The organism is Trinickia sp., from assembly GCF_051961175.1.
Taxonomy (GTDB): Bacteria; Pseudomonadota; Gammaproteobacteria; order Burkholderiales; family Burkholderiaceae; genus Trinickia.
Genome location: NZ_JBQCDN010000027.1, coordinates 44388 through 57842 on the forward strand (window position 1 = coordinate 44388; position 13455 = coordinate 57842).

The 13455-nt window shown below is 64.3% G+C and carries 13 protein-coding genes; 8 read left to right on the forward strand and 5 right to left on the reverse strand.

Features of this window, described 5'->3' with window-relative positions:
* Positions 1–69 precede the first annotated feature (69 nt).
* The 3 genes from gshA to ada form a co-directional block, all read right to left on the reverse strand.
* Positions 70–1686 (reverse strand): glutamate--cysteine ligase, encoded by a 1617-nt coding sequence (gene gshA, locus ACTHL0_RS01810; RefSeq protein ID WP_440564865.1) that lies wholly within the window; start codon positions 1684–1686, stop codon positions 70–72.
* A 307-nt stretch (positions 1687–1993) separates the two neighbouring features.
* Positions 1994–2926 (reverse strand): DNA-3-methyladenine glycosylase family protein, encoded by a 933-nt coding sequence (locus ACTHL0_RS01815; protein WP_440564867.1) that lies wholly within the window; start codon positions 2924–2926, stop codon positions 1994–1996.
* The gene (gene ada, locus ACTHL0_RS01820) at positions 2923–4047 is read right to left on the reverse strand and encodes a bifunctional DNA-binding transcriptional regulator/O6-methylguanine-DNA methyltransferase Ada (RefSeq protein WP_440564868.1); all 1125 of its coding nucleotides are present in this window, start codon (positions 4045–4047) and stop codon (positions 2923–2925) included. The genes ACTHL0_RS01815 and ada overlap by 4 nt, the downstream gene beginning before the upstream one ends.
* Before the next feature lie 513 nt (positions 4048–4560).
* Here ada and ACTHL0_RS01825 point away from each other — a divergent pair.
* Positions 4561–4986, forward strand: coding sequence for a VOC family protein (locus tag ACTHL0_RS01825; RefSeq protein WP_440564870.1), 426 nt, complete (start codon positions 4561–4563; stop codon positions 4984–4986).
* Positions 4987–5162: 176 nt separating this feature from the next.
* Here the strand turns inward: ACTHL0_RS01825 and ACTHL0_RS01830 are convergent, their stop codons facing one another.
* Positions 5163–5717 carry a YaeQ family protein gene (locus tag ACTHL0_RS01830; protein ID WP_440564871.1) on the reverse strand — a complete coding sequence of 185 codons (555 nt, stop codon included), beginning with the start codon at positions 5715–5717 and terminating at the stop codon, positions 5163–5165.
* A gap of 292 nt (positions 5718–6009) precedes the next feature.
* A complete protein-coding gene (gene sap1 / locus ACTHL0_RS01835; protein WP_440564872.1) occupies positions 6010–6354 on the reverse strand; it encodes a surface attachment protein Sap1 in 345 nt (114 codons plus the stop codon).
* Positions 6355–6891: 537 nt separating this feature from the next.
* On the opposite strand from sap1, the gene ACTHL0_RS01840 reads away from it, so the two are divergent.
* The 7 genes from ACTHL0_RS01840 to ACTHL0_RS01870 all read left to right on the forward strand — a co-directional run.
* On the forward strand, positions 6892–7059 hold the full coding sequence (locus tag ACTHL0_RS01840; protein ID WP_440564873.1) for a hypothetical protein: 168 nt from the start codon (positions 6892–6894) through the stop codon (positions 7057–7059).
* Positions 7060–7376: 317 nt separating this feature from the next.
* Entirely contained in the window at positions 7377–9059 is a 1683-nt protein-coding gene (locus tag ACTHL0_RS01845) for a methyl-accepting chemotaxis protein (RefSeq protein ID WP_440564875.1), read from the forward strand.
* Positions 9060–9240: 181 nt separating this feature from the next.
* Positions 9241–9951: an adenylyl-sulfate kinase gene (gene cysC / locus ACTHL0_RS01850; RefSeq protein WP_440564876.1), complete on the forward strand. Its 711-nt coding sequence runs from the start codon at positions 9241–9243 to the stop codon at positions 9949–9951.
* A 16-nt stretch (positions 9952–9967) separates the two neighbouring features.
* A complete protein-coding gene (locus ACTHL0_RS01855) occupies positions 9968–10993 on the forward strand; it encodes a hypothetical protein (RefSeq protein ID WP_440564885.1) in 1026 nt (341 codons plus the stop codon).
* Positions 10994–11042: 49 nt separating this feature from the next.
* Positions 11043–12170 carry a sulfotransferase family protein gene (locus tag ACTHL0_RS01860; protein ID WP_440564877.1) on the forward strand — a complete coding sequence of 376 codons (1128 nt, stop codon included), beginning with the start codon at positions 11043–11045 and terminating at the stop codon, positions 12168–12170.
* Between the two features lie 128 nt (positions 12171–12298).
* On the forward strand, positions 12299–13087 hold the full coding sequence (locus ACTHL0_RS01865; protein WP_440564878.1) for a sulfite exporter TauE/SafE family protein: 789 nt from the start codon (positions 12299–12301) through the stop codon (positions 13085–13087).
* A gap of 71 nt (positions 13088–13158) precedes the next feature.
* A partial coding sequence (locus ACTHL0_RS01870; RefSeq protein WP_440564879.1) for a phosphoadenosine phosphosulfate reductase domain-containing protein occupies positions 13159–13455 on the forward strand: 297 nt, incomplete at its 3' end.

Here is a 13455-nt window from a genome sequence, read left to right on the forward strand (position 1 = left end):
TTCGACGCGTCCTGTCCGGAGACGTTCGCTGAATGCTGATGCGGGTGCGTCTTTCGCCAGGGGCCCCTTCTATACGCTGAAGCGATCGAGCGTGTAGCCGCGATAGTCGTTGACGAACTCGTCGAAGGAACCGGGCGCGTCGCGATGTTCGAGTTCCGATTGCTCCGCGAGCGAGCGTTCGGCCAATTCGCGCGCGGCCCGCAATGCATCGGCGTCGAGCGGCCGTGCGCGGAAGTAGGCGGCGTGCGCTTCGCTTTGCGCCAGGCCGAACGCGAGGAAGCTCTGGCCGCGCTCGCGCATCGTGCGCAGCACGCGTGCCGAGGGCGTCGCCTCCGGATCCGCCAACTTCACACGTTGAGCGGCGACGGCGCGTGCATAGGCGTCGTCGCCCGTCAGCGCGTCCAACGCCCGCGCGGCGGCTTCGATGGGCTCCAGCAGTTCGTCGGCCCATTCGCGCATCGAGACGGTCTTGCCCTCCCGTGTCAACGTGAGGCCGGGCTTGCGGCCCTCGAGTGTGACGCGGCCAAAATTGGCGTTCGCCTCCCTACAGGCCGGCCGCTGCAGGGCCGGGCTGTCCTGCAGAGCGGCAGCGAGCAGATAGGCGTCGAGAAACCGCGCCGTTTCCACGCTGACCCCGGACGGCTCGAACGGATCGATGTCGAGACAGCGCACCTCGACGTACTGCACGCCGCGTGCGGCAAGCGCGTGCAACGGACGCTCGCCGGAATGGGTGACACGCTTGGGTCGGATCGTCGAATAGAACTCGTTTTCGATCTGCAGGATATTCGTGTTGATCTGCACCCAGCCGCCATCGCGATGCGTGCCGATCGCCTCGTACGCCGGATACGGTTCGCTCACGGCGCGGGCCAGCGCGTCCAGATAGCCTGAAAGCGTGTCGTAGTTCGGCTGCAGGGCGGCTTGCGCCGTGGTGTTGGAGTAGCCGAGGTCGCTCATGCGCAGGCTCGTCGCATAGGGGCGATAGAGCGTGCTTTCGTCGAATCTTTCCAGCGCGTGCTCGCGCCCGCGCAGGAACGGCTCGTCGAGTGCGGGCGACGCACCGAACAGGTACATCAGCAGCCAGCTCGTGCGGCGGAAATTGCGGATCAACGCGAGGTAGCACGCCGATTGAAAATCGATGGCGCTCGCGTTCGTGGGATGCTGCGCGTGCAGCATGCGCCACGCCTCTTCGCTCAGCGAAAAGTTGTAGTGGATGCCCGCGATGCACTGCATCGTCCGGCCATACCGCAGTGCGAGGCCGTGCCGGTAGATGTGCTTGAGCCGCCCGATATTGGACGTGCCGTATTCGGCGATGGGAATCTCGTTGTCCGGGGGGAGCCGGCCCGGCATCGAGCTGGTCCACAGCCGTTCGTCGCCCAGTTGCGAGTAGACGAGGCGGTGCAGTTCGTCCAGCCGCGCGATGACCTGTTCGGGCGTCGCTTCGGCAGGCGTGATCAATTCGAGCAGCGCCTCGGAATAGTCGGTCGTCAGCGAGGGATGCGTCAGCGCCGAACCGAGCGCGCGCGGATGCGGCGTCATCGCGAGCGAACCGTCGCGGACAATGCGCAAGCTTTCCTTCTCGATGCCGCGCAAGCTGCGGGCGAGTACGCCCTGCGCAGCCGGTGCGGTCAACACCGACAAACGCTGAGCGAACGCTTCCGACTTGGATGGTGTTTGGATATCTGACATCGATGCCGATCGGGCGCCACAGCCAACTTCGCGGGCACATCGATCCAATGATTTTTGAGTAGCGGGCACTTTAACACCGCGCCGCGAACCTCGCTTGAGGCCAATGTGGGCTTGGGAAAGCGGGCATCCCGAGAGGGCGGAACAGGTGCGTGCGGCGTGCCCGATTTCAGCGGGATGCGTTTTGCATCGGGGGCGGCGGGTCATCGGCTCCGCCCTACGGCGACACCTACCGGCTTCCTCGACGCGGCCGTACCCGACCTGTCAGTGGATCGGTGGAACGGCGGGCGTGCGGCCCACGCGGGTGAGGCTACCCGCCGCGCTGGCCGCTTGCGCGATCGGCGACTTCGTTCCAAAGGTGCATGGCCGCATACGCGCGAAAAGGCCGCCACTGCTGCGTGCGCGCCCGCTGGGCCGGTGCACGCTCGAGCGAGGGATCGCGCGCGGCGATCGCTTGCATGAGAACGAGATCGGTGGCGGGAAAGGCATCGACATCGCGCCACGCGCGCATCGCGATGTATTCGACTGTCCAAGGGCCGATCCCCGGCAATGCAAGCAGCGCCGCGCGCGCGTCAGCCAAGGCGGCCGCCGGCATGCGGCCCGCGTGGATGTCATCGATCGGCACCGCGCCCGAGGCCACGGCGCGCGCGAGGCCTTGAAGCGCGGCGACGCGCTTGCCCGGCATGCCGATCTGCGCCAGATCCGCATTGGCCAGCGCGGCCGGAGTCGGGAAGCGCCAAGCGGTGCCGGGGTGCGGATGATCGTCGATGCGCGCGCCCGCACGCACCACGAGCCGGCCGATCAGCGTCGTGGCGGCTTTGACGCTCACCTGCTGCCCGACGATCGCGCGCACCACGAGTTCGAACGCCGACCACGCGCCCGGTAAGCGCAGGCCCGGTGCGGCTTCGACAAGCGGGGCAAGCCAAGGATCGAGCGCGAGGCGCGCGCCGATCTCAGCCGGGTTGGCATCGACATCGAACATCGTCGCGACGTGCGGCGCGAGGGCTTCGGCATGGCGGCCGGCATCGCCTTCTATCGTGGCGACGAGACAGTGCTTGCGCGGGTGGCGGGCGACGCTGAGCGTGCCGGCCGCCCCGTCCCATTCGATTGCGCGCCGGTAGCACCCCTGCTCCACCGCTTCGACGCCGGGCGTCGCGCGGCCGGCGAAGAACCGCAGGATGCGGGCCCAGTCATAGGGTGCCTTGAACGGCAGCTCGAAGCTCGTGGCCTGTACCGTACTCAAGCGGCGTCGTCCATATCGTGGGGGGCGTGTTGGGGCTCATGCCCGTCCCGCGCGACGCCTTTGTTCCGCGCTTCCGCCTCGAGCAGGGTTGCCTTGCGCGTGAGGCCCCAGCGGTAGCCGGCCAGCGCACCGCCCTTTTGCACGACCCGATGACACGGAATGGCCAGGGCGACGGGATTCGAAGCGCAGGCGCTCGCGACGGCGCGCACGGCCCGCGGCGCGCCGAGCGCTTCGGCGATCTGCGTATAGCTGCGGGTCTCGCCGTAGGGAATCCGCCGCAAGGCGTCCCATACGCGCTGACGAAATGCCGTCGTGCTGACGTCGAGCGGCAGATCGAACGTTTCGCGCCGGCCTTGCAGGTAGGCATCGATTTGCTCGACGAATGGCGCGATGCGCGTCGCGTCTTCGACGAGATCGGCTTTCATGAACGCCTGGCGCAGCGCTTCGGCGAGCGCGGCGTCGTCGTCGCCAAATGCGATACGGCAAATGCCGCGATCGGTGGCCGCGACAAGCACTTGGCCGAGCGCCGTGGGGGCGCAGGCGTAATGGACGCGCAACCCCTCTCCTTGCTTGCGGTAGGCGGACGGCGCCATGCCGAGCTCCCCGGCCACGCTGTCATACAGCCGCGATGGCGAGTTAAAGCCCGCATCGAGCGCCGCGCGCGTCACCGCTTCGCCGCGCTGCAAGGCGTCGCGCAGTGCAGCTCCGCGCCGGGCGGCCTGATATTCGCGCGGCGACACGCCGACGATGCGCTTGAACAACCGTTGCAGATGAAACGGGCTCACGTGCACGGCCTCGCTCAACTGGGCAAGCGTCAGGCGGGCGGCCGGATCGGCGTCCAGCGTTGCGCAGGCGCGCGCCACGATGGCCAGGTCGCGCGGCAAGCCGTCCGGGCGGCAGCGCTTGCAAGGACGAAAGCCCGCCGCCCGCGCCTCCTCGGCCGTGTCGAAAAAGGCGACGTTCTCGCGACGGGGCAGGCGCGAAGCGCACGAGGGGCGGCAAAAGACGCCCGTCGTCGCGACAGCGTAATAGAACGCGCCGTCCGCGTGGGCGTCGCGTTGGGTCACGGCGTCCCAGCGATCGATATCCGTCTGATAGTGATAGGCGGTGTCCGTATCCATGAGATTCCTCGGCATTGGCTACATGATGCCTACTGTATGCGTCCCCGCCGAGCCCTGCGCGCGGAATGTTGCGGTCTCATTCCCGGTCGTCCTCATTCGGCCCCGACCGATACCTTTTATCTGTCCCCAAATGTTGCCTGAACGTGGCTTCTGGCCGTCAGGGCCCAGTCCGGCTTGGCTGGCACCGGTTTCACCAAAAGTTGGGACGCTTCGTCATTTTCGGTCATAAAAAAGATATTGCATTGCACCATCGACGTGTGTATAGTTGGAACTGTCTCCTCCATGTCTCCTCCTGATATGGATTCAGCCCGCCTCTTAGGCGGGCTTTTTTTTTCGTCGGCCGAAATGAGCGCCGTGGCGGTCGCCCCCGGCCCCGCGCAGAGCGGCATCCGGGCGCCGGCCGGTACGTTGCACCTCCCTCCTGTGGTTCCCGACTGCCCTCCCCTGCCCTTATCCACGCACGCCGCGGATGCGTTCGCGCGCACCCCGAGCCGTCCCACAAGGAGAGTCCCGATGAAGCCGACGATTCGCGAAATCGATCACGTCGTCATCCGTGCGGCCGACCCGGCGCGATTGACGCGCTTTTACTGCGACGCGCTCGGCTGCACGGTGGAAAAGGAGCAGCCCGATATCGGACTGACCCAACTGCGCGCCGGACGCTCCATGATCGATCTGCTGGCCGTGGGAGCGTCGATCGATCGGGCAGACAGCGGCACGCCAGGCACCGGCCGCAACATGGATCACGTGTGTTTGCGCGTCGAGGAGTACGACCCGCCCCGGCTCATCGCCCATTTGACCTCGCATGGCGCGCGAATCGGGCCTGAGGGAAGGCGCTACGGTGCCGATGGCTACGGCCAGTCGATTTATCTATTCGACCCCGAGGGCAATATGATCGAATTGAAGGGGCCCCCTGAATCGGCGCGCGTCACGGCGCTTTAGGGCGATTGGGGGCATGTTGACGGCATTGTGACGGCATTGTGACGACATTGTGACGACATTGTGATGGCGTTTCGACCGTCTGGGCTCGGCGCCGCTGTGGCGCCAGTACAAGGCAGGCCACTATTCGCATGACCGCATCGGGCGGAGCCATCGCCGCCGTCCCCACATGTCCGTCCTTACGCGGCCGCACGCGCCTTGAGCACCGCCCACTGCAATTCGATCGGATCCGCGTTCGTGCTGCTGAGCCAGGCCGAACCGTCCTGCACCGTGAACTGCAAGCGCATCGTCCGCTCGGCCAGCTTGGCGAGCGCTTCGCCGACGCCTTCGGCGAGCGACCACACTTCGACATTGCGCAGCCTCTCGACCTTCCCGCGCAAGCCGTCCCACCAGATCTGGGAGGTACGCCCCCCATAAGCGATCACGAGCACGTTATCGGCGCGCCCGCTCGCTTTCGCCAGCCGGCGCTCGTCCGGCTGCCCGACTTCGATCCACGTTTGAATGGCCCCGGTCAGGTCTTTTTGCCATAGATCGGGTTCGTCGGTATCGGAAAGCCCCTTGGCCAGTTCGAGCCGTTCGCTCGCGAAGAAGGCGAAGGCGGCGAGGCGCACCATCATCCGCTCGTCGGTCTCGGAGGGGTGGCGTGCGATGGTCAGCGAATGATCGCCGTAGTAATGCCGATCCATATCTGCGATTTGGAGCTCGGCTTTATAGATCGTCGATTTGAGGGCCATGCGGCGTGAAGAAGCTCGTCGTTTGCGCGAATCGGTCGCGTGTCGGAAGGGGCGGACGCGCCATGCGCGCAGCCGCCGTCGGCGCGTGATGATAGCGAAAAACGAGCATGCCAATGGCAAACGGCTCGGAATGCTCCGAGCCGTGATCCGGCGAAAGGACGCCCGAACGCGAATGCCGACGCGAAGTCGAGCGTGTCGCGAACGCGTGCAAACGGGATCGGCCGACCCAGTGTGAGTCGACCGTCCTCAAAGAGAGGCGCTGCGCGATACGGATCGCGCTATGCGCTATCCCCTATTGCTTGATGAATTCGGCGTGGGTCCAAAGGCCCTGTGTATCATCGTTGGCGGCGTTCACGAATTCGATGTCCCGGCCCACGACCCGCACGACACGGAAGTCCGCATGCTCGGGTGCCGAGAGGCATTGGAATCCCGAGAAGAACTCCTGCATCTTTTGTTGCTCGCCCGCTTGTGCGTGCTGATAAGCCGAGTCGAGCTTATCCTTCGACAGGCAGCCGTAGGCGTTGGCCTTGAATTGGAAAGTTTGTTGAGGCTTCAGGACATCGTCCTGCGCTTGTGCGAGCGTGGCCGCGGCGGTCAACCCCACGAGCACCAAAAGCATACCGGCTTGCTTTTTCATAAACGTCTCCATGCGGGTTTTTACGTAGGTTAGCTATGTATTTAAAGGCAATCAAAAACCCGCGTGTTTGAGCGTAGATCATACGTACGAAAGCACAAGCACAACTTGTGTGCGTTTGCAAAAGCGACGGATTGTCGCACCGCTTCCAGCCCCTTCCCGCCATGCTCGTTGGCTCATTTGCAGGCCTTGCATGGCGGGCGCGCAGGCGGGTCGTAAGGCACCGATGCCACGTGGCGTAAGGCGCTGCCCGGACGGTCCGATCGCTGTCTTCGAACGAATTAAGCTGATTAATAAATCCCAAAGGCGTTTTGCCGCGGCGCACATAAAGACGATTTAAAGCGCGTCGGCAAAACGCGAGATAAGGGTTTAGCTACAGGACAAAAAAGATGCCAGATACCGATCGGCCCGCTGGGGTGCCGCCGCTTGCCGCGGGGGGCCCACCAAAACGCCTGTTCGATCGCACGAGGACAGCGACATGCGCTTAGAATAAATCTCACGTTCCGAGCTTACGCCTTGCATTGGCGCGGGAGACTCATCGTGATCGAGCGAGTAATTTTGGGTGCGTTCCTCGTGCTGCCGCTGCTGATCGTGGCGTTCCTTTTCTCTGACGAGCTCTGGCAAGACCACGTGCGCCAAACGCGCCATTCGGAGCCGCGTCGCCTGGACTGGCGGCATCCGCTGCGTAGCTTGTTGCATCGTCATTAGCGGGCGCCCCCCGCTGACATCCGCCGCCCCTACCGGGAACGAGAGCACACGCCCCTCGTTTCCACGACCGTTGACGTCGATCAAATCCGCCGCAACCGCCCCGTTTTACCGTGCCCGGTTCGGCCCGAGTATTCGTCATACTTAAAAGAATTCGGTCTCGATCGACTTCCAACTATCTCGTCATTAAAAACGTTTTCATCGTACAAAACACTTAAGGCTTTCTACCGAGATGCCGTTCACGGGCCTTGTGACCGGTGCGCGTTTCCCCTGGCGCCGGTGGACGACAGAGACGTCCTTTTACCAGAGGTAGCGAAGAGATGAACTTTTCCCACATGAAGGTGGCGAGCCGCCTCGGAATCGGGTTTGCGCTGGTTTCGATCCTGCTCGTCGTAGTGACGGCATTCGCCCTTGTGCGGATGGGCGAACTTGAATCGTCGATGGTCGATATCACCGACGTGAACGCCGTCGAGGCGGGGCTGGCCAGCCGGCTCGACACCAGCATTTCCAATCGAGCGCTTGCCTTGCGCAACCTGATCCTCCTGCAAGCCGATCAGCAAGACCAGGTGCAAACGGAAACGCAGCGGTTCGACGCGGAAACCGTGGCGTATGACGAGAGTCGCGAAAAGCTCGCGAAGATGTTCACGCTTCCGGGCACCAGCGTGGAAGAGACGCAGTTGCTCCAACAAATCGTCCAGCAAGGCGACTTGGCGTTGCCGCTCATGCGCAAGGCCAAGGAACTCGCGCTGGCGGGCCAGCGCGACGATGCCTACCATCTGCTGCGTTTCGAGTTGCGCCCGATTCAGGCGAAATGGTGGGGCTGCGTTCGCAGCCTGCGCGATTTGGAGCGCAAGCAGAACGATCAGCTGACCGTCGACGCGAAGGCATCGTACGCATCGAGCCGCATCGGCATCATCGGGTTGGCCTTGGCCGCGTTGCTCGTCAGCATCGTCTCGGCGTTGCTCATCACTCGCGGCATCATCTCGCAGCTCGGCGGCGAGCCGACCGATGCGGCCGATGCGGCCGAACGCGTCGCAACCGGGGATCTGACGACCGACGTTGTCGTGAAGCACGGCGACAACACCAGCCTCATGCACGCCATGAAGACGATGCGCGAAAGCCTCGTCGGTATCGTGAGCCAGGTTCATGTCAGCACGGGCGCCATTGCGTCGGCCGCGGGTCAAATCGCGAGCGGCAACCTGGATCTATCGTCGCGCACGGAAGAGCAGGCGGCTTCGCTCGAGCAGACGGCAGCGTCGATGGAAGAGCTGACGGCGACGGTTAAGCGCAACTCCGAGCACGCGCGCCAGGCGAACGAACTCGCCGCATCGGCTTCGGACGTCTCGCAACGCGCCGGCGACGTTGTCTCCGAGGTGGTGCAGACGATGGGTGCGATCAATCAGGCATCCCAAAAGATCTTCGAGATCATCGGCGTCATCGACGGCATCGCGTTCCAAACGAACATCCTTGCGTTGAATGCGGCCGTCGAGGCGGCGCGGGCCGGCGAGCAAGGCCGCGGCTTCGCGGTGGTGGCGTCCGAAGTGCGCTCGCTTGCGCAGCGCTCGGCCACGGCCGCGAAGGAAATCAAGGCGTTGATCGGCGGCTCGGTCGAACAAGTCGAGGTGGGCAATCGTCTCGTCGATGAAGCGGGCGCGACGATGAAAGAGGTGCTCGACAGCGTCAAGCGCGTCACCTCGATCATGGGCGAGATCATGAACGCGAGCGAAGAGCAGGCGACGGGCATCGAACAGATCAACCTGGCGCTCACGCAGATGGATCAAGTCACGCAGCAAAACGCCGCGCTCGTCGAAGAAGCGGCCGCCGCGGCCGAATCGATGCGTGAGCAGGCCAGCACGCTGGTCGAGGCCGTCAGCGTATTCAAGCTGCGTGAGGGGGCATCGGAGGGGGCCATGCGCACGCGGTTCGCGCCGTCGCCGTCGTTGTCATCGCCGCGGCTCGCGAAGCGCGCCGCCGGTGCGATGTTGGCCTACGAGCCGGCGTGATTCGAAGCGATTCCAAGCGATTCGCAAGCGGCTCGCGACGCAAACGTTTCAATGCGAATCCTCGCGGCCGCTCCAACGATTCGCCAGCAGCAGACATGGCTGCGCGCGCCCGACGGGATCCGGCTGTAAGCGTGTGCGCGCTATCCCAAGTACCCGACGTCATTCGTTGGAGGTTGTGTTCATGGAAGATCAGGTGCCGGTTTGCAGCGCGCAACAGCGTACGCGCACGCTTGACGTGCAAGAGGACGAGCCGGCGCGATACGTGCGTGCGCCGAATACGTCCGCCAATCTCTTCCTGCATGTCGGCGCGCTGCCCGACAGCGCGCGCGCATTGCAATTCGGGCCGCCGCCTGCCACGTTTTGGCTCACGGGCTTGAGCGGCGCGGGTAAATCGACGATCGCGTTCGAATTCGAACAGCGGCTCCGGCTCGAGCGGCGCCCTTGCGTGGTGCTCGACGGCGACGCCTTGCGTTGCGGGCTGAGCCGCGATCTCGGCTTTTCGGAACGAGACCGGCGCGAAAACATTCGCCGGACGGCGGAAGTCGCACGGATGATGAACGACGTCGGCCTCGTGGTCGTCACCTCCCTCGTTTCTCCGCTGTGCGACGATCGGGCCGTGGCGCGCGTGATCATCGGCGAAGAGCGCTTCGTCGAGGTGTATGTCAGTACGTCGTTGCAAGTGTGCGAATCGCGCGACCCAAAGGGGCTTTATCGGAAGGCGCGATGCGGTGAGCTGCCGGATTTCACGGGCGTGAGTGCGCCCTATGAACCGCCGCCGGCACCGGCCTTGGTACTCGATACGTCGACTATGCGAAAGGGAGCCGCGGGGGCACTGCTATTCGCACATCTGATGCGCAGCGCATCCGGGCAGGGAGACGCGCGTGCCAAGTGACACCACTCTGCGTGCGATGCCCGCTGCTTACGACGTGTTCAACGGCGACGCCGATGGACTGTGCGCACTGCATCAGCTGCGTCTCGCGCAGCCGCGCGACGCGCACCTCATCACAGGCGTCAAACGCGATATCGGCCTTTTGCGCCGGGTGCCCCGCGGCCCTGGGATCGAGGTCACGGTATTGGACGTATCGCTCGATGCGAACGTCGATGCGTTGGCCCGCCTGCTCGATGGCGGCGCCCACATCGCTTACTTCGATCATCACAGCGCCAGTCGCGCGTTCTCTCATTCGCGGCTGCAACTCGAATGGGACGATTCGCCGCAAGTGTGCACGAGCGTCATTGTCGATCGCACGCTCGGCGGACGTCATCGCCCGTGGGCGATCGCCGGTGCGTTCGGCGACAACCTCGACGCGACAGCGCATCGGCTGGCCGCCGATGAAGCGTGGTCCGAGCGCGAGATCGCGTCGTTGCAGGCACTCGGGCACCTGCTCAATTACAACGCGTACGGCGAAACGATCGACGATCTCCATATCCGACCCGATGCGCTCTATCTCGCACTGCATGAGTTTGCCGATCCGTTGGCGTTTATCGCCGCCTCGCCGTATTACCGCCAGCTCGAGCACGGGTATCGCGAAGACCTGGCGCACGCCGATAGGCTTGCGCCGTATTACACGTGCCGCGCCGGCGAGGTTTATCTGCTGCCCGCCGAAGCTTGGGCGCGGCGCATCTCGGGCACGCTCGCCAATCGCTTGACGCATGCGCGGCGCGACTTGGCGTTCGCGGTTCTGAGTGTACGTACGGATGGCGCCTATTGCGTGAGCGTGCGTTCGGCGCAACCCGATGTGTGCCCCGCCGATGTCCTATGCCGGCGCTTCGAGAGCGGCGGAGGACGGCGCGGCGCGGCTGGAATCAACGCGTTGCCGGCGGCGCGGATCGATGAGTTCATCGAAGCATTTTCAGCGTATTTCGTGAAAACGGATGGTCCGGACGCCGAGCACGTCGCCGGTGCGAAATCGGAATTCACGCGAAGCGAAAAGTAACAAGCCAGCGTTACGCCTTAATAAAGCAGTAAGAAGAGAGGGTCACCCCATGAGCGTCAAACCCGTTTCCTTGCCGGAAGGCAGCCGTCCCCATCCCGTGTTGATGATTCCCCTGCGGCGCTGCGGCAGTCACGCATTGCGATTGCGATTGAATTTCAATCCCCACTTCTATTCGCCGTATCCCCTGCATGTGGTGGACTTCATGCCGATCCTGCCGCTCTACGGCAACCTCGAGGACGATCGCGCGTATCTTCGGCTGGTGAGTGACATCGTCGGACTGCAGGCGGCCAGCATGGTGAAGTGGCCGGGTATCGTCTTCGATCCGGTGGAGATTTTCGAAGCGATTCGTCATCGGCCGCGCAGTGTGCATCGCGTCGTGTGGGAATTGCTGCTGCGCGCCGGCGAGCAGCGCGGCGCCCGCGTGGTCATGGATAAGTCGCTCGATAGCGTCCATTACGCCGACGAGCTCATGCGGCAATTTCCGGACATGCTGTTCCTGAATGTCGTGCGCGACCCGCGCGCGCAGATCGCATCGATGAACAAGGCGATCATTCACGAGTTCGATACGCTGCTCAACACGCACACCTGGCTCGAGGCGCATCGCGCGGCCGATGCGGTGCTGGCCGAGTATCCGGACCGGACACTGACGATTCGCTATGAAGATTTCGTCGCGGATGAGCAGTCCGTCCTGAAAGCGGTGTGCGCATTCCTCGGCATCGCGTTTTTGCCGGGCATGGTCGACATTTCTCACTCGGACGAAGCGCAGCAGATCGCGCGCCGCTCGGCGTTGTGGTCGTCGAACTGTTTCGCGCCGATTGCAGCCAACGTCGATAAATACAAGAAGGTTTTGCCGCTGGACGAGATCTCGGTGATCGAGACGTTGACGAGCGAATATATGCAGCGCTACGGCTATGAGCGCATGACCGGCGCGGCGGCGCGGATCGACGCATCCGCATTCGATGCGGCACGCCAGACGTCCGACGAGGCGCGGACGCACGCTTGGCAAACGCTCGAGCGCACCAACTTCCGCGACTTCGCGCTGCGGCGCCATCGCGCCGAATATTTGGCCTCGGTGCGCGCGCGCATGGAGCAATGTGCGCACACGCGAGCGCAGCGAGGCGACGAAGCGCCCGTCAAGCTCGACGAACTGGCCGAAGCGTTCGAGGTGACCGACTGACGGTTCGATCCCTTCGCCAACGAAACAACGAGACTTGCCGCATGGGCGGAACGTGAAGCATTGCAGCGTGTGCTGCATTGACGTTCCGCCATTGACGGCTGGCCGTGCAACCTGAGAGAAACCCATCCATGTCGATTGCACTGATGTTGCAGACGCAGATCGCCCTTGCCGCCGCATCGGGCCTGTCGATCGGCTTCGCGCTCGGCCTCGTCGGCGGCGGTGCCGGGACGCTGTCGGTGCCGCTGCTGCTGTACGTCGTGAAAGTGGGCGACCCGCACGTCGCGATCGGCACGACCGCGGCTGCGATCGCCGTGACCGCGCTGATCAACCTCATCTCGTACGCCCGGGCGGGCCTCGTGCGTTGGCGCACGAGTGTCGTGTTCGCGGCAGCCGGCGTGGGTGGCGCGTTCGCCGGGTCGCGCTGGTCGCTGCATGTGGACGGCGGTGTCGTGATGTTGGTGCTCGCGGGGATCGTCGCCGTCGTCGGCATGTTGATGCTGACCAAAGGAAAAGCGGTGCACGCAGCGGCGCCTGCTCAAGTGGTGGCAGGCCGCGGCCTTGCGACCGCCGGGGCCGGGGTCGCCGTGGGTGGTGTGGCCGGCTTCTTCGGCATCAGCGGCGGCTTCCTGTCTGTCCCGGCGCTGCATTTCATCGCGCGCGTGCCGATGCTCGAAGCGGTCGCGTCGTCGCTCGTATCGGTAGTCGTCTTCGGTGCCACGACGGCGGCCAATTACGGCATGGCCGGCAAGGTCGACCTGCGGCTTGCGCTGGCGCTCGTCGCCGGCGGCGTAATGGGCGGCCACGCCGGGATGCGAGCGGCCAAAGCGATGGCCGTGAAAGGGGCCGCTTTGCGGCGTGTCTTCGCGCTCATGCTGCTCGTCATTGCGGGCTACATCGCCTATCGAAGCGTTCACTAGTCTAGTCCCCGGACCTTTCGGCCCATCTCCGCTTGTTTGAAAGACACCACCGAAAAACCAAGAGAACCCTCATGTCTACCCTATTGGATTCCCCCGAAGCGGATACGGCACGGATCGCCGCATCCCGCATGGACCACCTCGACTGGCTCGAGGCCGAATCGATCCACATCCTGCGCGAGCTCGTGGCCGAATGCAGCAAGCCGGCGCTGCTGTTTTCGGGCGGCAAGGATTCGGTGGTCGTACTGCATCTGGCGTTGAAGGCGTTCGGGCTGGGCGCCAAGCGCAAGACCTCGCTGCCGTTCCCGCTCGTGCATATCGATACGGGGCACAACTACCCCGAAGTGATCGATTTCCGCGATCGCCGGGCC